Genomic DNA, 25467 nt, shown 5'->3' with positions numbered 1-25467 from the left:
GTTGGGGGGCGATCGCCCGGCGCGGTTGGGTCTTGGGGGTTTTGGGAATTGGCTGGATTGGTTGGATCGGGTTGATTGGTTGAATTGGGTCGATCGGGAAAATCCGGCGAGTCTGCGGGGATCATCACACAGTCGATCGGCCAGCCTTGGGCCTGGGCCACCCCTTGCACCCAATCCCAAGGACGGAAGCGATCGCCCGTTTCGTCCTCGCTGGTTTCGGGTTTGTCCGGTTTTTCACCTTTTTCAGCCTTGTCTTCATGCCAAGGCAAATTGGCGCTCAGGAGCAACCGATCGCGGGCCCGGGTCAAAGCAACGTAGAGTAATCGGCGGGTTTCCGCCTGCTCCGCTTCCCGATCGGCCGCTGCCAGCAAGTGCCACAGGGCGGGAATTTGTGGATTTTCCTGGGGTTGGTCACGCCACTGGAACACGAATCCCAAGTCCGCGCTCATTCGCCAAGAAGTTGACTGTTGGAAATCTCGCTGGGGATTCAGATCCGGCAACACCACCACCGGCCATTCCAACCCTTTGGACGCATGGATGGTCATCAGGTCAATGGCGTTACCGGCTTCCAGGGGCGATCGGGCAAAAAGGGTTTTGAGGTCACCAGAATTCAGCCGTCGCACGGTTTCAATGCGTCGCAACCGCCGCACCACGCCAAAGGTGTCGCCCACCCCTTCCTCCAATTGGGCGATCCAGTCGGCAAAGTCGCGCCAATCCCGCAGGCGGCGGGCCCCGTCCGGTAAGTTAGCGATTGTGGCACTGTAGCCCGTGGCTCGATCGGCCCGGTGCAGCAACTGGGAGGGCAGTTCCCGCCGCCGATCGCCCCGCCAGCGCCGCAACTGCTCCACCGCCCGCTTCAGGGCCTGTTGATCGCCCTCGTCTAACTGATTGAAAGTCGCGGAATCGGTGAGCAACTCTTGCAGAGCGGCCCACCAATTGGGCGATCGGCGCGGCGCGGGGGATCCGTCAGGGGTGGCGGGTTCCGGCGCTGGAAACTGGCGACTGACCGCGAACAGGGCCCGATCGCTGACCGCAAACCAAGGACTACGCAAAATCGTGACCAGGGCCACGCTATCTTGCGGATCTGCCAAAAACCGGAGCAAAGCGGTTCCATCCTTCGCCTCACGGGTATCCAGCAAGTCGCCGGAGCAGAGATTCACCGGCAACCCCGCCGCCGTTAGGGTTTGGGCAATGATGCTCAGTTGCCGATGGGTGCGCCCCAAAATTGCAATGTCGCGAAATTCCAGCGGGCGAGGGGTTCCCAAGGCCTTATCAAAAATCAGCAATCCCCGATCGACCCAATCGCGCAATCGTTGACCGATCGCCTGGGCCTCGGCCACCCGCCGGATCGCAACCTTCTGCGCTTTGCTGGTGGCCGCCACCGCCAACAGGGTCACGGGGCGATCGAGGGGTGGTTCTGCCCGATCGCCCCGTAAGGGTTGGTGCAACTCGTTCAACAACGGCTCACAAAGCGCATTCCCCGCGACCACCAAATCTTGATGGGTGCGGAAGCTCTGGGACAAACTGACCCGATCGCCCTCGGCAGCGCGAGCCAGGCGATCGCACCAATCTTGAAATAGCACCACTTCTGCCCGGCGAAACCGATAGATTGATTGCTTGCTGTCGCCAACGATCGTCACCTTTGCCCGATCGTGTTGCAGGCGATCGAGCAAGGCGCTTTGGACTGGATTTGTATCTTGAAATTCATCCACCAAAAATGCTTGCCATCGCTGACGATAGTAGGCTTGAACTTCCGGCATTTCCAACGCCTTGAGGGCATACCATTCCAGATCGCTAAAGTCCATGATCCGGGCTTGCTTTTTCGCCACTTCCAAACGAGAACGCACCCAAACATAGACTTGACGAATGGTTTTCAGTTTTTCCTCAAAGCGATCGTCAACTTCTCCTAATTTGCAAAGAATGGCTCCTTCTTTTAAGGCCTGGTTAATTTGACCTCTCACAGCCTTCATCGCTGCTCTGACGGATTCTAAAAGCTCCGCAGAATCCCAATTTTTCTTGCTGCCTCGTCCTTTATTAAAATCAATCGCCTTTGTCCAAGCGGCCCATTGATCGGAATCGCGATCTTGGGCGATCGCATCCATTAATTCCAAAATTCGCTGCCGATTGCCCTCGGCTCCGTCTCCGGGCCTCCCAGCCCATTGGGATAAAAACTGTTGTGCCGATTGCCAACTGGGAGCATTCACCAGCCGATCGAGCGCTGCTTGTCGCCAAATTTTGACCTGTGTTTCCCAATCGGCGCGATCGCGCTGCAAGGCCTGTTCCGCCGTATAGCGATCGGCTAATAATCCTTCCAAAATGGGGCGCAACGTGGAATAGGGCACAGCCGCATAATGCGATTCTGGCAGCTCATCCAACGCCAAATCTAACTGTTCCTTTTGCCAAAGACTCGTTTCCCAAGCCTCTTGAATTGTGAAGTTGGGCGCTAATTCTAAGTGGTGCGCTTGTTCTCGGCAAATTTGTCCCGCCACGGCATGGAAGGTGTTCACCGCCGCCGCTTCCAAATCGGCCAATAGGTCACAGCCTGGCCAGCGATCGTAGAGTTGGGTCAGGGCTGATGGATGGCCACTGGCCAGCGCTGCGGCTTCGGTGGCCAAAAGCTGTTGTAAATCCTGCCGAATGCGCGATCGCAACTCCTCCGCCGCTTTGCGGGTGAAGGTGACCGCCACAATCTCGATCGGGGAGCAGCCAAATGCCGTCACATGGTACAGGTAGCGTGCAGCCAGCATGTGGGTTTTGCCCGTGCCGGCCCCTGCCAACACTGCCACACTCTGGGGTGCTTCCGCGGCCCGCCGCTGATCAGGAGTGAGCATCAATGATCCCGCCGTTGCTGAATGGGTGGATGATCGCGATTGATCCTATCAAATCAGAAAAACAAGACCAAAAAAGCCACCCTTGAGAGGCGGCTTCTGTGCTCATTTTTGAGGTTTGGGAAAATCAGCCATCCGTGAGGTTACTGGCTGAGCTTAGGCTAAATCCCGATCGCCCACCAAACTTGGCAGCGATCGGGACTCTGAGGCGCTAGTTCTCGGTGTCCAAAGCTGTACCAGTGCCAGTGCCTGAGGCGGCTTGCAGGTTCTTGGTGTCCAAAGCTGTACCAGTGCCAGTGCCTGAGGCGGCTTGCAGGTTCTTAGTGCCCAAAGCTGTACCAGTGCCAGTGCCTGAAGTGGCTTGCAGGTTCTTAGTGCCCAAAGCTGTGCCAGTGCCCGACAACGACTCAACGATCGAGCGCACCGCAGCCACCATAGCGATTTCGTTGTCCAGCTTGTTGATGGCCGAACCCACGCCCACGCCCGCAGCACCCGCCGCGATCGCCAAGGGAGCCGTCACCGCCGAAATGCCCGACGCGCAAAGCACCGGCACGGACACCGCGCGGCTGATTTCGTAGGCAGCGGCCAGGGTGGGAGCCGCCTTTTCAATCAAGCCCAAGCTACCGGCGTGAACGGGTTGGCTGCTGGTGCCGCCTTCGGTTTGGATGATGTCTGCGCCAGCGGCCACCAGGGCTTCCGCCAGGGCCACTTGCTCATCCAGGGCCAAGATATGGGGAACCGTCACCGACAGCAGCACACTGGGCAGCAGGCGGCGGGTTTCTTGGGTCATGGCCAGCACTTCAGCGGCTTCAAAGCGGATGCCTTGGGCATAGAAGCTGTCGAAGTTCCCGATTTCAATCAGGTCAGCGCCGGCCGCGACGCATTCGACGAACTTGGCGGGTTCCACAGCGGACACACAGACGGGCAAGCTGGTGATCGCCTTAATCCGTTGCACCAAGGCGGGGTCGGCGGCAATGTCCACGAAGGTTGCACCGCCCAGCTCGGCTGCCTTGACGATCGCTTCGACCCGATCGCCGTCGAAATTGTTCAAACCAGCGATCGCCTTCAACGCTTGGCCGCGATCGAGGGCGGATTGCAGTTGGGACATTGCACTCATAGGTTCACCTGATTAGCGTGATTTGCAGATGTCCGCAATTGTATCAAGCACGGCCGGCGGTAGGGGCAGGTTTGAAACCTGCCCTAACCCGTAACTTCAGCGAATAAAGAACAAACCTTGCGCGTCGTTATAGCAACTCGCGCACGTCGGTGACGGAACCGGTCACGGCCGCCGCTGCCACCATGGCCGGACTCATCAGCAAGGTACGACCGCTGGCGGAACCCTGACGGCCCTTGAAGTTGCGGTTCGAGGAAGAGGCGCTGATTTGGCTGCCCTGCAACTTGTCCGGGTTCATGGCCAAACACATGGAGCAACCGGCTTCCCGCCACTCAAACCCGGCGGCCTTGAAGATTTCATGCAGGCCTTCCGCTTCGGCCGCTTGCTTCACCGACTCGGAACCGGGCACGACAAAGGCGGTGATCCCTTCAACCACTTGGCGACCTTGGGCCACCTTGGCGGCTTCCCGCAGGTCACTGATCCGGCCGTTGGTACAACTGCCGATGAAGCAGACATCCACCTTGGTTCCGGCGATCGCCTGGCCCGGGGCGAGCTGCATGTAGTCGTAGGCTTCCTTGGCGATCGAGCGATCGCCCTCGTCCAGTTCTTCCACGGTCGGGATCGTTTCCGTCACGCCAATGCCCTGACCGGGCGTGATGCCCCAAGTGACGGTCGGTTCAATGTCCGCCGCATCGAACACCACCACATCATCGTATTCAGCATCCGCATCGCTGCGAACGCTCGTCCACCAAGCCACCGCCGCATCCCAATCGGCTCCCTTGGGGGCAAACTCGCGCCCTTGCAAATAGTCAAACGTGATTTGGTCGGGGTTGACGTAGCCGCAACGCGCGCCGCCTTCGATGCTCATGTTGCAAACGGTCATCCGTTCTTCCATGCTCATGGTCTCAAAGGTCGTGCCCGCGTATTCGTAGGCATAGCCCACGCCGCCTTTCACGCCCAGCTTGCGGATGATGTGCAACACCACGTCTTTGGCGTAGACTCCCGGGCGCAGGTCGCCGTTCACTTCCACGCGGCGCACCTTCGGCTTGGTCATGGCCAGGGTTTGAGAAGCCAGCACGTCGCGCACTTGGCTGGTGCCGATCCCAAAGGAGATGGCCCCGAATGCGCCGTGGGTGGAGGTGTGGCTGTCGCCACAGGCGATCGTCATGCCCGGTTGGGTCAAGCCCTGTTCGGGGGCGATCACGTGGACGATGCCTTGCTTGCCGGAGCCGATGTTATAGAACCGAATGCCGAATTCTTGGCAGCTTTGCTCAAGGGCGACGATCATGTCTTCCGCCAAGGAATCGATGAAGGGGCGCTGGCGTTGTTGCAGTTGGGTGGGGACAATGTGATCAACGGTGGCCACGGTGCGCTGGGGAAACGGCACTTTGAGACCCCGCTCGCGCAACATGGCAAAGGCTTGGGGGCTGGTCACTTCGTGGATCAGATGCAGGCCAACGAACAGTTGGGTTTGGCCCGAAGGCAATGTGGCGACGGTGTGCAAATCCCAAACTTTGTCGAAGAGGGTTCCTTGGCTCATGACGGGCGATCGCTCTGTGGTGGGTGTATCTCTCGGGGAAACGGCGATCGGCGGGCAGCTTGCCGGGCCGATTCAGAGGTCTTATTCTATCGTGTCGCTGACGATCCGATAATTTGGGGAATGTTTCACCTTCTTATAGAAGTGAATAAGCATGACACACGGTAATGAAGCAGGAGTGATTAGATGGCTTAAGCAACAGCGCGGCAAGATTTTACTACCCCATATCGGCGTTTTAAAGACGGTTGACGAGTTGGGAAGAGAAAATAGTAATCGCAAGAAAGCAGATGTTTTGCTTAATGGAAAGGCTGTATCTTTAAAACAAGTCGAAAAGTCTTTTCTATATAACCGTGCATCTCGTCAGGAGTTTTGCAGATTTTTGGGAAAGGGAGAAATTGAATTATTTGATCAAGTGATTCAGGAGATTCACAAAGGGACTAAAAAGAGAAATGTTTCTTGGCAAGAGATTTTTCCGAAAAAGAATCGATTTAAAAGTTTCTTGCGAATGATCATGATGGAAATCAACTTAAGCCAGGGTTTGTCTGAAAACCCAGCAGAGTTAATTCTTACCCATCCAAGATCTCCAACAGATGTTATCGATATTTGTGTATATAATTTTGATGAATTCTTTGAAGTTTTCGCCGATCGTTGGATTACTCTAGCCTTTCGTAGATGCTGGACAGGGCAAAGCAGTAGATCTGAAAGCACTAGAGCTTTTAGATTAATTAAAGATCCACTCAACCGACCTTGGATCTTTGATGGCATATCAGGTAGCCCTCAAGGGTGGGCTATAGATGCACCGCCTGTTTCTTTGCGAAAAACTTGCTTTACTTGTAGTGTTGAGGTTGAATCTCCTGTAAAGAAGTGGGAAGAATTGCATGATTTTAGGCAATCGCTAATCAGGAGTGGTTTTTTCAATGCTGATAGCATCATTCTCGAAAAAGTAACTCATAAAGTTCAAGAAAAATTTGGTCAACTTGTTTTCTTGAAAGGTGATTGTCGCTGGCCATCTGTTTTGGAAATTGCATTTGATGAACTCCAGTCTTCTCTATAAGTCAGAACTACTTAACGAAATTAACCCTACGCAACTTGAATCAACTAAATTCACTGTGGAGAGGAATGAACTGGCGATTAGCTCATCGCCCTATCCTATGAAAAATTTGCGATCGCCCCTGCGATATCCGGGGGGGAAACAAAAAGATTTGCCGATTTTTACGCAATATTTTCGATCGGCGAAGGAATACCGGGAGCCGTTTTTGGGGGGTGGCAGTGTGTTACTCCACGCGATCGGGGCCGGCGTAGCGCAAGCATTTTGGGCCAATGATGCGAATCCGTTGTTGATGGATTTTTGGCAGCAGGTGCAGACCGATACGATCGCCCTGGCCCGGTTGGTGCGATCGCTGCGGGATGACTACGACGGTGAGCGGCGCAAGTGCGATCAATGGGTGGAATTTCGCGATCGCTATCAACAAAAACTGGCGAACTTACCGGGCGATCGGCTCCATAATGCGGCGCGATTTTTTATTTTGAATCGCAGCACCGCCAGCGGCCTCACGGAATCCGGCGGCATGACGGCGGCGGCCTATTGCGGTCGATTCACGGAGTCCAGCATCCAACGGCTGGAAAACTTGCAAGGTCGGCTGGCGGGGGTACACTTAACCCTCGGTGACTATCAGGCGCTGATTCATGCGCCCGGTGAAGATGTGTTTATTTTTCTCGATCCGCCCTATTTTTCCGCAGAACAATCGCGGCTTTATGGGCGATCGGGCGATTTGCACAAGGGGTTTAATCATCAACAATTGGCGGCAGCCCTGCGCGATTGTCCCCACGATTGGCTGATGACGATCGATAATTGTGAAGCAATTCAGGATCTCTATCCGGCCGATTGGGCGGATTGTTTACCCTGGACAAAGCCCTACAGCATGACCAATACCCAAGGCAGGCGATCAAAGGCCGGTCAGGAATTATTAATCGCCAAAAAAGGTCTGATCCAATTCTGACGATTGTGGTTTAGATCAATTTCTATTCTTAATGGTTATTCCCGATCGCCCATGGCTGCCATTCCGCCAAATCCTGAATTCTCTGAGTCAATGGAAGGGCCGATGGATCGACCCACCGATGTTGATGGGAGTGGCTTGGATCGCGGCGATTTTGAGGGTGATGATTTTGAGGGCGATGATTTTGAGAGTGATGATTCTGAGAGTAGCAATCGCCTAGACGAGTGGGATACGGTCGATCGGGAATTGGATGCGGCGATCGAGTCCTTGGCGGATTTGGATGCGGAGTTGGCCTATCGCCAAGCCCGATCGGCCCTGCGATCGCTGATGGAGCGGTTGGACTTGACCCCCCGGGAGCGATCGGGTCTGGAGCCAGATCTGGAGGGTTTGGCGCAAATGCTGGACAAGCTGGAGGATCAGCGGGTTCAAATTGCCGTGTTTGGGGCCGTCAGTCGCGGCAAGTCTTCTTTGCTTAATGCCCTGTTGGGGCGATCGGTCTTTGAAACGGGCCCCACCCACGGTGTAACCCAATCTAGCCGGAGCATTCATTGGACAGTGCCGTCCAGTTTGGGCCAAGTGGAACTGGTGGACACGCCGGGCATTGATGAAGTGAATGGGGCGGCGCGGGCGGCCCTGGCTCGGGAGGTGGGGCAAGCGTCAGATCTGATCCTGTTTGTGGTGGCCGGGGACATGACCCAAGTGGAATGCGAGGCCCTGTCTCAGTTGCGGGAAGCGGGTAAGCCGATCCTGCTGGTGTTGAACAAGATTGATCAGTTTCCCGAGGCCGATCGACAGGCCATTTACGAAAAGATTCGGGACGATCGGGTGCGGGAGCTGCTGTCGCCCGATGAGATTGTGATGGTGGCGGCGGCTCCCCTGGTGGCCCAGGTGGTGCAGCGGCCCGACGGGACGATCGCGGCAGATTTGCAACGGGGTGCGCCCCAGGTGGAAAGCCTGAAGCTGAAAATTTTGGAGGTATTGGCAAGGGAGGGCAAAGCATTGGTGGCCCTGAACTCTTTGCTTTATGCCCAAGCGGCGGGCGATCGGATCCTGTCGCGCAAGTTGGCCCTGCGGGATCGTTCTGCCGATCGCCTGATTTGGAATGGCACGATTGCCAAAGCGATCGCCGTGGCGGTGAATCCCGTGGTGGTGTTGGACTTGGTGGGGGGCGCGGCGATCGACCTGGCCACCATTTTGGCCCTCTCGCGGCTCTACGGAATTCCCATGGGTCAACGGGGCGCGATCGCCCTGATGAAAACCATCGCGATCGGGCTAGGCGGCCTCAGTGCCGGAGAATGGATCGCCCGGTTGGGCCTCAGCGCCCTCAAGGGATTTCTGGGCCTGTCCACCGTCGCCACTGGCGGGATCACCACCGTGCCCTATCTGTCGATCGCCGCCACCCAAGCCGCGATCGCCGGAGTTTCTTCCTACGCGATCGGCCAAGCAACCAAAACCTACCTAGCCAACGATGCCTCCTGGGGCCCCGATGGGCCAAGGGCCGCGATCGGGCGGGTGTTAGCCACCTTGGATGAACAGTCGATCGTCAAACGCATTGAGGCGGAACTGTGGGCCAAGCTGGGCCGGCCAGCGGTTCCCGATCCCTTTGGTTCTCGGTAGGGGCGACTTTCAACCTCAACAACAGGATTCCCCGGATTCGCGATCCTAGGATTCCCGATCGGGCAGGGGTGGTTGGGCCGTACCTTGGGCCGCTTCCACCGCCCGCACCGCATCAATCAGACCCCGCACTTGGTCAGTGCCCTCGGATTTTTCAAACGTGAGCGGCATTTTGCCCCGAGCCACCATCCGCCAGCCCACCGGAGCCAAACTAGCCAGCCCCCGCCAATCGCGTCCCGAATTGCCAATGACCCGAATGGCAAACTGACGCTCATCAATCCACCCTCCCTCGCGCACCATCTGCACCAGCGTTTGGCGGTGGCGCAAAGGTCGTTCGATCGCCTCGCCCGCCGTTGCCGCCTGTGCCAACAGCACCGACTTAATGCGCGAGATGCGATCGAGCGGGTTCACCTCCATCGGGCAAACTTCATTGCAAGCAAAACAGCGCGTGCAACCCCAAACGCCGCTGCCATCCTCACCCAACTGGCTTAAGCGTTCCGCCGTTGCCCGATCGCGCGTATCGTCCACCAACCGTTGCGCCTTCGCCAGGGCTTGGGGCCCCGCAAACTGCGGATTCACCATCACCGCGTTGCACTCCGAATAGCAAGCCCCGCAAGCGATGCAGTTGCCCGCCTGCTCCAACAGGGCCCGCTGATCCGGCGTTTGGCGCGTTTCCCGCAAAGGTTGATCTGGAGGCTGATCTAGAGGTTGATCTAGAGGTTGATCCGTAGATTGATCCGTTGGACTTGCCTGGCTTGCCTGATTGACCCGATCTGTTGAGACTGGATGATTTTGCTGGGGCGATCGCTCCTGGGCCGCCACCGTTTCCGCCGCCGCCAACTGCTCCGCCCGGCTCACCGATGGGTGAATTGATTCCAACCGGGCCCAAAACGGTTGCAAATCCACCACCAAATCTCGAATCACCGGTAAATTGCCCATCGGAGCCACGGTGATCACCGGCTCGCCGTGCTCATCCGTCCCGATCGCCCGGGTCAACATTTCCGAAACATTTTCTTTACAGGCCAGGCGCGATCGGCCATTAATCTGCATGGCACAACTTCCGCAAATCGTATTTCGACAATTTTTGCGAAAGCCAAGACTGCCATCTTGCTCCCACTTGATACGATTCAGGCAATCCAGAATCGTATTTCCGGGTAAAACATTGTCCAGGCGATAGGACTGAACCCGAAGAGACGATCCGGGTTCCCGACGCATGATTTGGAAAGTGACTTGCACGGCTGGTCGATTCGGCAAATACGGCAGGGATTTGATACTAGTCTAGTCGCAAATTGCTGGGAGACCCGCTCCCCCATCACACAATCTGCAATGTTTTTTGAGGAGGGTTTGAGCACCCCGCGGCCATCGTCCGATCGCCTTGCCCCCTTCCGTAAAAATCATCCGAAAACACCCAATTTGCAGTGCTTCTTCCCTGAAGAGGATACATTTTCTATTTTTGTGGGATGCGTCCGCTCCCCTTGTCTTTGCTTTTGGCCAGCCCCGCTTTAGCCTTAGCGGCAAAGGCCGTCATCCCGAACTGATCAAAGCAATCGAACCCACCCTGGGGGATAGATCAATCTATAGGGAGGCAAGAGCTTTTTTAATCTAAAAATTTTGAGCAGTCCGATTCAAATTTCTGCCGCTTGGGGCTATAGTCTTAATGTAGTCAATCTCGATTCCGGTGTTTTTCTGGATTCTGCCCAGGAGCGCATCTAAAGCTGCCTCAAAAATTTATCTCCGTGCTTAGTCTCTAGGCGATCAATTTTTATGGGTAAATCCTAGGCTTCAGCCATGATTGGCATTGGCCGGTCTAAATTTAGGCTGCCTGTCAGAGCATGATCAACACCGGTAAAACCTGATTCCGATCGAGAGAGACATCCTCACTGACCATCCTTCGATGCAAGATTGTGCGGTTTGATCGTTTGTAGAATTACCGCTGGATTTTGCCAGATTATGGCAAATCCCTGATTTTTGAGGGGGCCAATCCAGTCGAATCGAACAATCGATCCAGCCAAGATCGATCGGGGTTTGATCACCCTCCAATGAGTCGAAGAGTCTCTGAGGAGGTGATGTCTGAATTGGGGAAGTTCGGAACAATTGGCCTCGACTAGGGGACGCGCTAGGCTAAGTCGGCGGTGTTCTTGGGTTAAAGGGCAATTGCATCTGAGGAACCCCGCTTCAGCCGAGCTAGGCTTTTTTAACTGAACTGAATGTTTGACAGCAATGAGTGATTCCGCAACTGCTCAACAACCCACACCGCTGAAGGGTAAAGCCCTACTGCAAAAACTGAAGGAACTCTCGAATCTGCCCCGTCGCGAAAAGGCAAAGCGCTGCGGCTACTACAAAGAGACCAAAAGCGGCCAAGTCCAGGTGAACTTGGCTGAGTTTTATGATGCATTGTTGGAAGCAAAGGGCACGCGGATTGATCCGGAAAGTGCCAAGGATGGTCGGGGTCGCGAACCGACCTATCGCGTGACGGTGCATCAAAATGGCCAAATCGTGATCGGTTCGACCTATACCCAAAGCATGGGTCTGAAGCCGGGCGATGAGTTTGAGATCAAGCTGGGCTACAAGCACATTCGCCTGGTGCAAGTGGACGGCAAGGGCGAAGAATAACTTGCAAAATAGCCCCTAGCACCAATGGGGGTAGACAAGGGGCTTAAGCTCTCTGTTCTCATTCCTGAGACAAGGGGCTTAAGCCCCTTGTTTTTCTGGTTTTTTGGGGGTGCGTCTTGAAGGGCCTGATCTGCTCTTACTGATCTACTCCTATTAATCTGCCCTTTCAATCTGCCCTGATTGGTTTGTGTTTTTGGGTTTGCACTTGTTGCCTTTCGGCTTGTACTTTGCGATTGGCGACTTGTGCTTACTCGCGCGGATTTTTGCGAGTTTCTAGCAACTTCTATCGCGCTGGGCGCAGGCGATCGAGTTCCCGTTGCAGGTCTTCAATTTGTTGGCGCAGGCGATCGGCTTCGGTGTTGCCGGGCGATCGCGCCGTGGTGGTTGCATTCGCCGTCACATTCACGGCCCCTTGAGCCACATCCCGTTGGTAGTCCCCACGTCGAATGGCTTGATATTCCGCCGAAGTGGCCCAATCTTGGAGATAGCTGGCTCGCTCCACAGGGAAGGGATGGCTGCTGTACATGCCCTGGGGCAAGTTGTTGTAAAGAAAGAATTTATAAGCCTGATTCATGGCATCCGCGTCTAGGGATTGGTAGTCGCGGGCTTGCTTTTTGAATTCCGCAAGGCTCAGTTCTTGCAAATGTTTGGGACTGCCGCCGGCCACTTTCACCATGGTCATCAATACGGTGTCGAGATCATCAGTGGCAATCAGGGCGGCTCGATCGGCCGACAGTTCGGCCTTGCGCTTCCATTCATAAAACGCCATGACCAATGCGTTGCTAATCAGCATGTTGCTTAAGCCCATGGTCATTTGCCCCACCATGGAAGCCGCATACAGCGTCCAAATGGCCATTTGGGTGAGGGTGCTGTGGCCACATTTCAAATGTCCCAATTCGTGGGCCAACACCACGCGCAATTCGGCTTCATTCAGCAATTCCAGCAGGGCGGTGGTGAGCACCAAGGTGGGCTGTTCTTGACCAATGGTGAAGGCGTTGACCTGATAGCTTTGGCTGACGAACAGGGCCGGCTCCGGGAACACATCGAGGTCTCGCAGACATTCCCGCAGGAGCTGATGCAGGCTGGCGTATTGACGGGGCCCCACTTGGACGCTGTTGCCCATGTGGTAGAGATATTGGGGCCGATCGACCGCCACTTCTAGAAATTTGCGTGCCACCAAGTCAAATCCCGGCAGGCTTCGCAGGGCTTGCTCGGCTTCGCGATCGAGCGGATGACGAAAGGCTTCGCTGGAAATTCCGGGATAGCTAGGCATGGTTGGGAGCAAGGCCCCTCGGAAAGGGCCAAAACGACTGCAAGTTCAGCGTAGCGCGTTCCCCAGGATGGAGCGTCCTAAAGGCAACGATCGCGCCGTAACAGTTGTTGATAGGTCACCGCGCTCAGACCCAAGCCCCCGATCGCCACCCCGCCCAACACCCACAGATGCAATGCAATATCAGCGGCCGTGGCTCCCTCGCTAGCCACCCGCAACAGGGCTTCATTCATGTGGTAAATCGGGTCAAAACGGGCCAACTGTTGCAACAGGGGTGGAAACAGCCAGGCGGGCACAAAGCTGCCGCCCAAAATTAGCAGGGGCACGCCCAAGGCCGCCACCAACGCATTCACATCCTCCGTGCGCCGGGCAAATTGTCCCCCCAGCACAAAGCCCACCCCCACATAGGCCAACACACTCAGCAACCCGATCGCCCCGCCCAACCACCAGGCCCCCTGGAACTGGGCCCCCACGGCGGTGGCAATGATCCCCACAATGACCGCCTGGCCGAGGGCGATCGCCCCGTGAGCGAGGCTAATTCCCAAAAAATAAGCCATGCCACCCAGGGGCGACAGGCCCAGCCGCCGAAACGTGCCCGACTCTCGCTCGCCCACCAGGGTTGCCACCGTGCCGCCCAGACAGCTAAAAAACAGGGCCGCCCCCACCCAGGAAACCGGAGCCGCCCGCTCAAAGGCCGCCGCGATCGGCAGTTGGGCCCGCTCCGCCAAAATCAACCCATTCAGCACCAACACCAGCGCCGGAAACAGCGACCAAAACACTAAACTGCGCTTGCGCCGCCACAACTCCTGCAAAATCCGCCGGGCGATCGCCAGCGCCTGCCGACCCATTAACCGAAGCGCGGTCGGGGTCACTGGAGAGAGTAAGGTTTTGGGAGATCTGATCATCTTTCTGATCATCTTAAAAATCATTCTAAAAATTCGGTGGAGCCTTTGAAGTCATGATTTTGAGTGAGCCATTGCCCTCGATCGCGCCAGGAGAAAGCCCTGCAATCATGCACCGGGGCTGAATCCAAGCCCGCCCGAACCAGCCCGCAAAACTGTGATGGTGCGAATGTTTTGGTAGTTTAGGGTATGACTTGGAGTTTCCAAAACATTCCAAAACATTGTTGATGCTGAATTCAGCCCTCTACTCTCGGAAAATTTTGCCTTATCCTGTTCTTAGCTTGGTCAATGCATAAGCGTGATGAATGTAACCTTAGGCGAGTTTTACGATTCCCTACCTGATACCCAAGAATACCTAACCTTGGGGTTTTCACCGAGTGCGCAAGCTCGCAAAATTCGTTGGCGCAATTATGGACTATCGGCCGATTTTTTGGGCGACTATTTCGCCACCTTTTTTCCGGGCAACAATGAGGACGCGGCCGATAGCTCCAGCACTCAAGAAAATGTTAAGGCCTGTATTAGCTATGTCGCCAATGAACTCATTGAGAATGCGATTAAATTCAGTGATGAACGGGTGAACAGCCCAGTCACCATTTCTCTCTATCTCTATGAGTCCAGCATCTTGCTTCTGGTTTGCAACAGCACAACGGCCGATCGCGCCATCCGATTTCAGAAGCACATCCATGATATTTTGACGACTGATCTTGACCTACTTTATGCTCAACGACTAGAGCAAATGGGGCGTGAAGAGTCCAATGAATCTTGCCTGGGGCTGATTTCAATCATGGCAGATTACGGAGTGAAAATGGGGTGGCGGTTTACATCGTCTACTAATGATGACAACTCCGTTGCGATCAGCGTGATGGCCCGACTCACAGTGTAGTGATTGACTATTAAAATGTCGATCGCCCTGGAACTGAGCAAAGAGACCAAGATATTGTCAAACTCTTGCCAGCATTTCGGTGATGGGGGGATCCCGAAACCTTGCATGGCCCAGAGCACGTTCATGTAAGGATAGTTAAGGCTCGATCGCATGGTGAAACTGCACCAACTGCGATGGCTCATTCGCGTGACTGACTGGATCGGGTGACTGGATCTAGCTAACGGGATCTACCAACGGGATCTACCAACGGGATCTGAAGATGCGGCCACACCGGTCAGCATCACCACAGGATCACGATTCGATCGCGCCTTCTCCATGGTTCGCCCCCAGCCCTGCCGCCTTACATCATGGCCCTATCTTTCTGTTAATACTTCTTAGTTCCTGGTTTTCTCCAATGCCCCAGTCCTCCGCAATTTCCCACCACTCATTCGTATGGAACTAAAACAACCGGACTACAGCATTCAGTATGACCCCGCCACGGCAACGATTCTCTGCCGTGGTTCCCTGCGTCTGGACGGCCTTGAGGCTTACCGTCCTGTGCTCGATATTTTGGAAGCGGCGGCGGAAGAGTCCGAGAAAATCATTGTTGACCTCCAGGAACTCGAATTCCTCAATAGCTCCGGTATCAGTATGCTGTCTATGTTTGTAGTTCGGTTGCGACAGCGGGGGACAGCAAAGTTAACTTTTAAAGGATCCGCTAATATTGTTTGGCAAACGCGATCGCTCAAAAATCTCCAGCGCCTCATGCCCAGCATTGAACTAGTGCTAACTTAGCGATCATGAGCTTGGAGATAGTTTCGTGGGTCATGACCGGATGGCTTGCTCAGAAGGGATGGCTCAGAATGGCTCACTCAGAAGGGATCGCTCGGAGTAGATCGCTCAACGTCGATCGACCCTGAGTCATCACCACTGAGTCGTCATCATGACAAGCCATCATTCGGTGGGTAATCCTGCGGTGAGCAATCCTATGGCATCGATCACGCAGCATGGGTTCCCTGAATTGCCCTTGATCCTTCCAGGTCTGTGCAACGCTCGGTTCAACATTCATCGGTTCAATCACTAGGCTGTGGCGTTGATGTTGATCGCTCCCTCGGCTCTACCCTCTACAAGCGGTCTATGCCGCGTCTGTTTGGAGATACTGTGCGCGATCCCCAGTCGCTGCCCGATCCGGCGGCATCGTCTGATCCACAAGCGTTGATTGAAGAAAACAAACGCCTTCGCCAGCAGGTGGCTGCTTTAGAGCAAAGCAACCGCGATCTCCAGATCGCCCTTGAAACCACCGCCATCCATGGTGACTGTATTGAAAACGAACTACAGTCCACCCTGTCGCTGTACCGTCGCCAACAGCAGCGATTGCAGACGATTTTGAAGCAAGTGGCCCAACAGAAGCGAGATCTGGAGTGGGTTTTGCAAACCACGATCGAGCATAGCAGCGTGATTGAAAACGAGCTGTTGAGCGCCAATGAGCGGTTGACCATCGAGGCCCATCAACACCGGAACGCGGAACAAAAACTGCAATCGCTGTTAGGAACCATTACCCGGGAACGGGAAGACCTGGAGCATGTGCTGCGGCTGATTATTGAGCATGGGGATGCCATGATCGAGCAGCTCTATGTGCAAGCCACGGAAGCGGGAGCCAAGGCCACGATGGATGCCTTGACGCGCGTGGCCAACCGGCGGCGGTTTGATGAATATTTGGAGCAACAATGGCAAACGCGAGGCAGCCGGTCTGAGCCGTTGGCCTTGGTGATGGTGGATGTGGACTCCTTCAAGGCCTACAACGATTTGCTGGGCCATGTGGCGGGGGATGTCTGTTTGCAGCAGGTGGCGATGGCGATCGCCCAAGTGGCTCGATCGACCTCGGATTTGGTGGCTCGCTATGGGGGCGAAGAATTTGCGGTCTTGTTGCCCCGCGCCACCTTGCAGCAGGCGGAATTGGTGGGAACCCGAATTCGCCAGGCCGTTTTGGGGTTAAGCCTGCCCCATCCCCGATCGGCCGTTAACCCTTGTGTGACGGTGAGCGTTGGGGTGGCGGCCATCTCGCCCTCCTTGACCACCTCGCCCACCCTGTTGGTGTCCCGGGCCGATCGGGCCCTATACGCCGCCAAACAACAGGGACGCAATCGGGTGGTGGTGGCTGACGAACTCAGCAACGAAACGATCGCCCTTCGATCGGCCGTTGAAATGCGAATTCATTAGGATTGGCACTGAATTAACGCTGAATTAGCACTGAATTAACGCTAAATGAGAAAGATCTTGAATTGGGCCCAGAATTGGGCCGAAAATCAAGCCGTCAATTAAGGTTTGGATCAGGTTTTGAAGCAGACTTTGAAACAGACTTTGAAGCAAATTTGGCACTGAGATTCAAATCGGGCCTTGAACCGGGCTGTTTCTGAATTAAGTTCTTTCCCAAATGGGATCAGCTTTACATCGTTTTGACCCGACATTGGGCGCAACCAATGACATGGCCTAGGATTGAAACGACGAACAAACGGTTTAAGTGACAAAACTTTTTAAGTAACATTTACGTATGAATTTACAAAGACGCTTGCTATTCATGATGGCGGGAGTTGCAGTGGTGGCCGTCTTGCCCACCATTGCCATTTTTCACTGGAACACCCATCACGAATTGATTCGGCGCTCCGAAACGGACGGCGTGCGCCTGGCCAACACCCTCAGCCGTGCCCTGTCGGTGTTGCGGGATGTGCCGGCCACCGTGGAAAACAAATTGGGCCAGCAAATGGCCGCCACCGCCACCGCCTTAGCTCAGTTGGTGGATGTGAGCCAAAAACGCGGCGAACCAACTGCCCAACTCCAACAACGAATTAACAAGATTCTGGCCGATTCGATCATTGATGAAGTTTGGATTTCGGATGCGGATGGATGTGCCCGCTTGCGACCGCCCGGGGAGGCGGTTTTTTGTTTTAATCCCGATCCGAAAAAACAACCCCAAGCCCATGTGTTTTGGCCCCTGTTGACGGGCAAGGCCAAGATGGTGATCCAAGAACCTCGGCGGCGGGAAATTGACGATCGCGTCTTTCAATACGTGGGGGTTCCGGGGATTGATCAGCGCCGCATTGTGCAAGTGGGGAACCATGTGGCCTTTTTGGAATCCTTGCGCCAGGCCCTGGGTCTCGATCGCCTGATTGAGGAGTTGCTGCGGGAACCGGACGTGCTGGGCATTTGGGTCATTGACTTGCAGGGCAAGGTGATTGCGGGTCAAGCTCGCCCGGAAAGCGGCCTCGGGAAGCAATTGGCCGAGCAGCAATTGTCTCTCTTGCGCAATAGCCTCAACACTCAGGCCACGGCCCGCGTGGTGAATGGCAATCTGCTGCATGTGATTGTGCCGTTGCGCGATCAGTCACAAGCCCTGCAAGGATCCGCCCTGGTCACCCTCTCGCTGAAGTCCCTGCAAGAGGCGTTGGCCACCCAAACCCGATTGCTCCTGATGGTGTCCAGCATGGTGCTGTTGCTGGTGGTGGTGGTGTCCTATTGGATGGCGGGTCGGTTGGTGGAGCCGATTGTGGCCCTGAATCGGGCTTCCCAGGCGATCGCCCGTGGCCATTGGGATCAACCCTTGCCCACCGATCGGGAAGATGAAATCGGCGCATTGGCCACCTCCTTTGCGCGGATGGTCACCCAACTGCAAGTGCATCTGGAAACCCTGGAGCAGCGCGTCACCGAGCGAACCTATGACCTAGCGCGGGCTAATCAGGAAATTGTGACCCTCAACCAGCAGCTCACGGACGAAAATCGCCGGATGGGGGCGGAATTGTCCGTGGTGCGTCGTTTGCACCAAATGATTCTGCCCAAGGAAGAAGACTTACTGAACACGGCGGACTTGGAAATTGCCGCCTACATGGAACCGGCCGATGAGGTGGGCGGCGATTACTACGACGTGCTGCACCGGGATGGCCGGGTGGAAATCAGCATTGGCGATGTGACGGGCCATGGCCTGGAAAGCGGCATGGTGATGCTGATGGTGCAGGCGGCGGTGCGCACCTTGCAAGCGGTGGGCGAAATTGATCAGGTGAAAACGATCAACACCCTCAATCGCTTGGTGTATGACAACACCAGGCGGATGCGATCGTACCGCAACATGACCCTTTCCCTGTTGGTTTATGAGCGGGGGTCACTGCGCCTCAGCGGTCAGCATGAGGAGGCGATCGTGGTGCGGGCGGATGGGGCGATCGATCGGGTCGATACCTTAGATTTGGGCTTTCCCCTCGGGATTGAAGCGGATGTCAGCAGTTTCATTGCCGAAGCGGAGGTCTATCTCAATCCCGGCGATTTGGTGGTGCTTTACACGGACGGCCTGACCGAGGCGGCCGACCACAGCAACCAGCTCTATGGGGCCGATCGCCTCTGTCGGTTGTTGCGAACTGAGCACCATCGCAGCCCCCAGGAAATTTGTAAATTGGTGGTGGATGATGTGTATCGCCACATTGGTGAGGCCAAGATTTTTGATGACATCACCCTGATTGTGATTAAGCGACAGCAGGAGCCAGCCGATCGCCCGATCGAGTCTGCCACGGCGATCGACTGGCCCAATGTTTGTAGCTTGCCGTCCTTGTCGGCTTAGGTCGCCAAAATCGACGACTTCAACCCTGGTTCACCCCCAAAGGCGCGGCGGCAACTCCCTGGGCGATCGCCTGGCCCGCAATCCAACCCGTAGACCAGGCGCTTTGGAAATTGAACCCGCCCGTGATGCCGTCAATGTCCAAAATTTCACCGGCAAAGTGCAACCCCGGGCAAGAGCGACTTTCCAAGGTTTTGAAGTCCACGGATTTCAAATCAATCCCGCCACAGGTCACAAACTCTTCCTTGAAGACTGCCTTGCCGGTGATTTTGAATTCTCCCTGCACCAACTCGCGCACCAACGCCTCGATCGGCCCCTTCGGTAAATCGGCCCAGCGAAAATCCGCCGCCACCCCCACCGCTTCCACCAATTTTTGCCAAAGCCGTTTCGGCAACTCCGGCGGCCCAGCGGTGGACACGGCCTTGCGTGGGTTCTGTTGCTTCAGGGTTCGCAGTCGATCGCGTGCCTCCTCTGCCGAAGCCGTGCCCAGCCAGTTCACCCGCAACAGGGCCCGATAGTGAGCCTCGTGGAGCGATCGCGCCGCCCAGGCCGACAACCGCAACACCGCCGGCCCACTCAGGCCCCAATGGGTAATCAGCACCGGGCCGATTTGCTCCGAGTCCGGTGGCTTTTTGCCTTTGCCACCCCGATCGGCCTCCGGCAAAACCAGCCGCACCTGGGCCCGCTCCACGGCCAACCCCGCCAGCGTGTCTAGCCGGGGATCGGGAATGGCCAGGGTGAACAACGAGGGAACCGGTGACACAATCGGATGGCCCAACCCCGCCGCCCAGCGGTAGGCCGTCGGCTGGCTGCCCGTGGCCAGCAACACCCGATCGGCCGTCAAAATTTCCCCCGATCGCAACTGAACTTGGAATTGTCCCGCCTCGTGGGTGATGTTGCTGACCGCCGCCCGCGATCGCAGCCGCACGCCCGCTCTTTCCGCCGCCCGCATCAAGCAATCGGCAATGGTGCTCGATCGATCCGTAATTGGAAACATCCGCCCATCCGGCTCGGTTTTCAGCAGCACCCCCTCCCCCACAAACCAAGTCACCGTATCGCGGGGTTGAAACCGGCTAAATACCCCCCGCAAAGCCTTGGCTCCGCGTGGGTAATGTTGCACCAACTGGGATGGCTCAAAGCAAGCGTGGGTCACATTGCAGCGGCCGCCCCCAGAAATCAGCACCTTGCTCAGAAATTGGGGCCCCGCCTCCAAAACGGTCACATCCAGGTCAGCATTCGCTCGCGCACAGGCGATCGCCCCAAAAAAGCCCGCGGCCCCGCCGCCCACCACCACCACTCGCCCCGATCGGTTCATGTTCGGGCGATCGTCCAAACTCATCCCCTAACCTCCCGTCACGATCGGCCAAAAATGGGCCCCAATCCGAAACAGACTCAAGCCAATAAAACTCAGCAACGCCACAAAAATGACCACATTCGCAATTTCCGATAGTTTATTCATGATGATTAGTTCAATAGGCGGTCGGTCAATGACCTGATTAAGATAGCATTACAAAAATCACACAATACCCGAATTAGCGTAAAAATTTAGAATCAAAGTAAAAAATCAAAAAACCTGAGTTGAAAACTCTGATTTTAAATTAAACAGTTATTATTAAATAGTTATTATTAAATAGTTATTTATTTCAAAAGATTAATCATTGCATTAATATAGCCACTGCCTAAAGCGAATTAGCACGCCATATCGTAAACACTATGAAGCAGTTAGTTGGTGGGCATTGCCCACCCTACAGACGAATCATTGAATGAGTCAATTGAATTGATTATCAATTCTGCGAGTTTGGTATTGCAGAGCACAGTAGGCAAATCTTCCTAATTTCTTTATTGACAGTTCTCGGTCTTTAAAACCAAGATCGGGTTATCGGTGATCCAATTTTTAGGGATCCACGATCAATTCCTATGGCGCGATTTGCCATCCATAAGCAACATTAACGTTTAATTTCATTATTCAACATTAATGTTGCTAAAGGTGCTGAAGTTGCCGCTGTTCTGATCTGAATCATTGGGTCTGAATGATCAGGGATATTGCGTTGGGGTGAATCTCTTCAGGTTCCGCATTTGATGCCGGTATTGTCAGTTAGGCAAGAATGATATGAAACCGTTAACCCATCGCACCAAAATTGTGGCCACGATCGGGCCGGCCAGCGATTCTCCAGAAATGATCCGCAAAATGCTTTTGGCGGGCATGAATGTGGCACGGCTAAATTTTTCCCATGGTCACTATGATGATCATGCGGAGCGAATTTGGCGACTGCGGCAAGCCTCCGAAGAACTGGATTTGCCCCTGATGTTGCTGCAAGATTTGCAAGGGCCAAAAATCCGCGTGGGTGATTTACCCCCCGAAGGAATTCCCCTCATAGAAGGAGAAATCTTAACCCTCGTCCCGATCGCAGAATATCAAAATCAACCCAACACCGTTGGCATTGACTATCCGCACTTGGCCGCCGAAGCGGAACCCGGCACACAAGTGTTGCTGGATGACGGGCTGTTGGAGTTATCTGTGCAACAGATTGATGGTCATGCGGTTCATTGCCAGGTCATTGAAGGTGGCATTCTCAAAAGTCGCAAAGGGGTGAATTTTCCCAGCCTAGATTTGCAGTTACCTTCCATTACCGACAAAGATAAACGGGATTTGGAGTTTGGGATTGCCCAGGGGGTTGATCTGATTTCTTTGAGCTTTGTGCGCAAGCCGGAAGATGTGCAGGTGCTGAAGGCATTGTTGGCGGCTAAGGGTGCGGAAATTCCGGTGTTGGCCAAGTTGGAAAAACCACAGGCGATCGCCAATTTGCAGGCAATTATTGATGAGTGTGATGCGGTGATGGTGGCGCGAGGGGACTTGGGAGTGGAAATGCGCCCGGAGAAAGTGCCCTTGATTCAAAAACAGATCATTCGCCTCTGTAATCAAAGGGGAATTCCGGTGATTACGGCAACCCAAATGTTGGACAGCATGATCCATAATCCACGCCCCACGCGGGCGGAGGCCAGTGATGTGGCGAATGCGATTATGGATGGTACAGATGCGGTGATGTTGTCCGGTGAGTCGGCGGTGGGCAGCTACCCGATCGAGTCTGTCAAAATGTTGGCGCGGATTGCCACGGAGGTGGAACCCTCGATTCAATTTGTGAACTATCCACCCAATCAAAATGAGGATACGGATGCCATCAGTGAAGCCCTGCACGCGATCGATGAAACGATCGATTTGCAATGCATTGTGGCATTCACCGAAACGGGATACACCGCCCAACTGGCATCGGCGGAGCGCCCCAAAACAACCATCATTGCTTACACCCCCGACCCCAAGGTTTATCACCGTTTGAGTTTAAGTTGGGGAGTCAGGCCCATTTTGCTGAAGGGATTTAATGGGGAAACGTTGGCCTCTGCGTTGGCGCTGGTGGAGCAAGATTTGCTGGCTCGTCAATATGCAGCGCCGGGGGATAAGGTTTTGGTGATGGGCGGTGTTCCCTTTGGCAAGGCTGGGAGTACCAATTTCCTGAAAATTCACACGATTGCCGCCGATTAGCAAGGGAGACTGAGCATTTTGAGCGCCTGGGGTCAGGAGCGATCGCCCTAAAATCCCAGCGATCGCGCCAAGGCCCTATGGCAGAATTGAGGGCGTTCAACCCGGGCGTTCAACCCGGCTGTTCAAACCCGACGGGTTTCATCTGACAATCTGCTGACGATCTTCTGACGATCTGTTGAGATGATCGATTGATCTGTCAGTTAATCATCTGTCAGTTCATCGGCAACCCGATCGCCCCTCACGCGCACCGACGCTACAAGCACCAAAATTTTTGCCAGCCATGACCAAATTCATCTTCGTAACCGGTGGTGTCGTTTCCAGCATTGGCAAAGGAATCGTCGCCGCCAGTCTCGGTCGGCTGCTCAAGTCTCGGAATTATTCGGTTTCCATTCTCAAGCTCGACCCCTACATCAACGTTGACCCCGGCACGATGAGTCCGTTCCAACACGGCGAAGTCTTCGTGACCGGCGACGGAGCCGAAACCGACCTAGACTTGGGCCACTATGAGCGCTTCACCGATACGGACATGTCGCGCCTCAACAGTGTCACCACCGGCCAAATCTATCAATCGGTGCTGAACAAGGAGCGGCGCGGCGACTATAACGGCGGCACGGTGCAGGTGATTCCCCACATCACGGGGGAAATTCGCGATCGCATCCATCGGGTGGCCCGCAACACCAACTCCGATGTGGTGATTTCGGAAATTGGCGGAACGGTGGGGGATATTGAGTCGCTGCCCTACCTGGAGGCGGTGCGCCAGTTCCGCAAGGATGCGGGGCGCAACAATGTGCTCTATGTCCATGTGACGCTGATTCCCTGGATTCCGGCGGCGGGCGAAACAAAAACCAAGCCCACGCAGCACTCGGTGAAGGAGTTACGGTCGATCGGGATTCAGCCCGACATCATTGTTTGTCGATGTTCTCAGCCCTTGCCGGCCAACCAACGGGCCAAGCTGTCGGAATTTTGCGACGTGCCCGAAAGTTGCGTGATTCCCGCCATGGACAAGCCCAGCATCTATGATGTGCCCCTGAGCTTGGAAGAAGAAGGCCTCGCCCACCAAGTCCTCGATCTGTTGGGGATGGAGCCTCGCCAGCCGGATCTGAGCCGTTGGCGAAATTTGGTCGATCGCCTACATAATCCTGTGCGCACCGTGACCGTGGCGATCGTCGGTAAATACGTCAGCCTCAGCGATGCCTACCTATCCGTGGTGGAAGCCTTGCGCCACAGCGCGATCGACACCCACAGCGAACTCAACATCCGCTGGGTCAGCTCCGAAGACTTGGAAAACGGGGGGCCCGAAAAATACCTCAGCGATGTGGACGGCATCGTGGTGCCCGGTGGGTTTGGGATTCGGGGCATTGACGGCAAAATCGCCGCCATCCGCTACGCCCGAGAAAACCATATTCCGTTCCTGGGCCTCTGTTTGGGAATGCAATGTTCCATGATTGAGTGGGCCCGCAATGTGGCCGGTCTGCCGGGGGCCAACAGCGCGGAATTTGATCCCCAATGCGAAAATCCTGTGATTGGGCTGTTGCCGGAACAGGAAGACGTGGTGGACTTGGGCGGCACGATGCGCCTAGGGCTGTATCCCTGCCAAGTGCAACCCGACAGTTTGGCCCACCGGCTCTATGGCAAGGAGGTGGTTTATGAGCGCCACCGCCACCGCTATGAGTTCAACAATTCCTATCGATCGCAGGTGATCGAAACCGGCTACCGCATCAGTGGCACATCGCTGGATGGTCGGCTGGCGGAAATTGTGGAGTTGCCGAGTCACCCGTTCTTTTTGGCCACGCAGTTTCACCCGGAATTTTTGTCACGGCCCAACCGTCCCCATCCCCTGTTTTTGGGGTTTGTGCAAGCGGCGATCGCCCGACAAGCGCCCAGCAGCCCAGCCCCGATCGCCCCGCCGGAACCGGCTTTGGCATCCCTAGAGGCGGTGAATTCCGTGGAGGATCCGGCAGAAGATCCCCTGTCCACTTTTGCAAGTAATGCAGAGGCGGAACTGGCGAACTTGTAGAGTCTTGTAGAGTAAGGTTGATGTCGTTCGGGCGATCGCGCGGCTGTGGCACATTGGATTCAGTTTTCCTACGAACGCAACGAATATCTCGTGAATTTGGCGAGTATTCGGTTTTTTGCGCGTGACAGCAGCCAGCGCATCTCGTTTTGGCTGCCGGACTCTGCCATGCCCGTTGTTTTGGTTCCCCAGGATCATCCAACGGCCTACCGGCAGGTGATGGAATTTATCGATCGCCTGCCGGATGCCAACGCCGACTGTTACTGGGTGAATTTGGTTTACGATCGACGGCAATACACCATCAATCTGAAAACCATTCGGGCCTTCTCCCGATCGGCTAACGGGCGGCTGGTGTTTTGGTTGCCGGACAATGGCCAAGATATGGTGTTGCATCCGGAACTCAACGCCGAAGCCTATCACCTGGTGAATGACTACATCACTAAATGCATCACGGGCCCCGGAGCGATCGACCCCCTGATGGGTAATTGACCCCCCGATGGGCGATCGATATCAACACAAGCCTCAATCGTCATGGGGGTAAGGGGCTTAAACCTGCGTGGGGCAAGGGGCTTAAGCCC

At 55.3% G+C, this 25467-nt stretch carries 17 protein-coding genes and 1 pseudogene; 11 read left to right on the top strand and 7 right to left on the bottom strand.

The window, feature by feature from the left end; translation table 11 throughout:
* The 3 genes and pseudogenes from AMR42_RS15015 to leuC form a co-directional block, all read right to left on the bottom strand.
* Positions 1 to 2831, bottom strand: a 2831-nt coding sequence (locus tag AMR42_RS15015) for an exodeoxyribonuclease V subunit beta (protein ID WP_099534469.1), incomplete at its 3' end; no start/stop codon positions are given.
* 394 nt (positions 2832 to 3225) lie between these two features.
* Positions 3226 to 3945: pseudogene (locus tag AMR42_RS15010) on the bottom strand (DUF561 domain-containing protein); the annotation flags it as partial.
* 127 nt (positions 3946 to 4072) lie between these two features.
* Positions 4073 to 5482, bottom strand: a complete 1410-nt coding sequence (gene leuC / locus AMR42_RS15005; protein ID WP_099534468.1) for a 3-isopropylmalate dehydratase large subunit — start codon at positions 5480 to 5482, stop codon at positions 4073 to 4075.
* Positions 5483 to 5633: 151 nt separating this feature from the next.
* Between leuC and AMR42_RS15000 the strand changes: the two genes are divergently transcribed.
* The 3 genes from AMR42_RS15000 (at position 5634) to AMR42_RS14990 (ending at position 9093) form a co-directional block, all read left to right on the top strand.
* Complete coding sequence (locus tag AMR42_RS15000; RefSeq protein WP_099534467.1) at positions 5634 to 6533, top strand: hypothetical protein; 900 nt, start codon at positions 5634 to 5636, stop codon at positions 6531 to 6533.
* A 97-nt stretch (positions 6534 to 6630) separates the two neighbouring features.
* Complete coding sequence (locus AMR42_RS14995) at positions 6631 to 7479, top strand: DNA adenine methylase (RefSeq protein ID WP_158234501.1); 849 nt, start codon at positions 6631 to 6633, stop codon at positions 7477 to 7479.
* 51 nt (positions 7480 to 7530) lie between these two features.
* On the top strand, positions 7531 to 9093 hold the full coding sequence (locus AMR42_RS14990; protein ID WP_234407026.1) for a GTP-binding protein: 1563 nt from the start codon (positions 7531 to 7533) through the stop codon (positions 9091 to 9093).
* A 45-nt stretch (positions 9094 to 9138) separates the two neighbouring features.
* Here the strand turns inward: AMR42_RS14990 and AMR42_RS14985 are convergent, their stop codons facing one another.
* Entirely contained in the window at positions 9139 to 10326 is a 1188-nt protein-coding gene (locus tag AMR42_RS14985) for a 2Fe-2S iron-sulfur cluster-binding protein (protein ID WP_199858202.1), read from the bottom strand.
* Between the two features lie 984 nt (positions 10327 to 11310).
* On the opposite strand from AMR42_RS14985, the gene AMR42_RS14980 reads away from it, so the two are divergent.
* Complete coding sequence (locus tag AMR42_RS14980) at positions 11311 to 11703, top strand: AbrB family transcriptional regulator (RefSeq protein WP_099534465.1); 393 nt, start codon at positions 11311 to 11313, stop codon at positions 11701 to 11703.
* A gap of 283 nt (positions 11704 to 11986) precedes the next feature.
* Here AMR42_RS14980 and AMR42_RS14975 read toward each other — a convergent pair whose 3' ends face one another.
* Together AMR42_RS14975 and AMR42_RS14970 are read right to left on the bottom strand one after the other, a co-directional pair.
* Positions 11987 to 12976 carry a M48 family metallopeptidase gene (locus AMR42_RS14975; RefSeq protein ID WP_099534464.1) on the bottom strand — a complete coding sequence of 330 codons (990 nt, stop codon included), beginning with the start codon at positions 12974 to 12976 and terminating at the stop codon, positions 11987 to 11989.
* A gap of 77 nt (positions 12977 to 13053) precedes the next feature.
* Positions 13054 to 13821, bottom strand: a complete 768-nt coding sequence (locus AMR42_RS14970; RefSeq protein WP_099534463.1) for an ABC transporter permease — start codon at positions 13819 to 13821, stop codon at positions 13054 to 13056.
* Between the two features lie 355 nt (positions 13822 to 14176).
* On the opposite strand from AMR42_RS14970, the gene AMR42_RS14965 reads away from it, so the two are divergent.
* The 4 genes from AMR42_RS14965 (at position 14177) to AMR42_RS14950 (ending at position 19340) form a co-directional block, all read left to right on the top strand.
* The gene (locus tag AMR42_RS14965; RefSeq protein WP_099534462.1) at positions 14177 to 14758 is read left to right on the top strand and encodes an ATP-binding protein; all 582 of its coding nucleotides are present in this window, start codon (positions 14177 to 14179) and stop codon (positions 14756 to 14758) included.
* A gap of 432 nt (positions 14759 to 15190) precedes the next feature.
* On the top strand, positions 15191 to 15532 hold the full coding sequence (locus tag AMR42_RS14960) for an STAS domain-containing protein (protein ID WP_099534461.1): 342 nt from the start codon (positions 15191 to 15193) through the stop codon (positions 15530 to 15532).
* A 342-nt stretch (positions 15533 to 15874) separates the two neighbouring features.
* Positions 15875 to 16957 carry a diguanylate cyclase gene (locus AMR42_RS14955; RefSeq protein WP_099534460.1) on the top strand — a complete coding sequence of 361 codons (1083 nt, stop codon included), beginning with the start codon at positions 15875 to 15877 and terminating at the stop codon, positions 16955 to 16957.
* 361 nt (positions 16958 to 17318) lie between these two features.
* Positions 17319 to 19340, top strand: coding sequence for a PP2C family protein-serine/threonine phosphatase (locus tag AMR42_RS14950; protein WP_158234500.1), 2022 nt, complete (start codon positions 17319 to 17321; stop codon positions 19338 to 19340).
* A gap of 19 nt (positions 19341 to 19359) precedes the next feature.
* On the opposite strand, the gene AMR42_RS14945 is transcribed toward AMR42_RS14950, so the two are convergent.
* Positions 19360 to 20676, bottom strand: a complete 1317-nt coding sequence (locus AMR42_RS14945; RefSeq protein ID WP_234407024.1) for an NAD(P)/FAD-dependent oxidoreductase — start codon at positions 20674 to 20676, stop codon at positions 19360 to 19362.
* Positions 20677 to 21447: 771 nt separating this feature from the next.
* On the opposite strand from AMR42_RS14945, the gene pyk reads away from it, so the two are divergent.
* From pyk to AMR42_RS14930, 3 genes are all read left to right on the top strand, one after another.
* Entirely contained in the window at positions 21448 to 22875 is a 1428-nt protein-coding gene (gene pyk, locus AMR42_RS14940) for a pyruvate kinase (RefSeq protein ID WP_099534458.1), read from the top strand.
* Between the two features lie 280 nt (positions 22876 to 23155).
* Complete coding sequence (locus tag AMR42_RS14935; RefSeq protein ID WP_099534457.1) at positions 23156 to 24892, top strand: CTP synthase; 1737 nt, start codon at positions 23156 to 23158, stop codon at positions 24890 to 24892.
* Between the two features lie 45 nt (positions 24893 to 24937).
* Positions 24938 to 25378, top strand: coding sequence for a hypothetical protein (locus AMR42_RS14930; RefSeq protein ID WP_099534456.1), 441 nt, complete (start codon positions 24938 to 24940; stop codon positions 25376 to 25378).
* Positions 25379 to 25467 lie beyond the last annotated feature (89 nt).

It is taken from the genome of Limnothrix sp. PR1529 (assembly GCF_002742025.1).
Taxonomy (GTDB): Bacteria; Cyanobacteriota; Cyanobacteriia; order CACIAM-69d; family CACIAM-69d; genus CACIAM-69d.
Note: the sequence above shows the minus strand (reverse complement) of the source record. Positions and strands in the feature narration are given on the sequence as shown.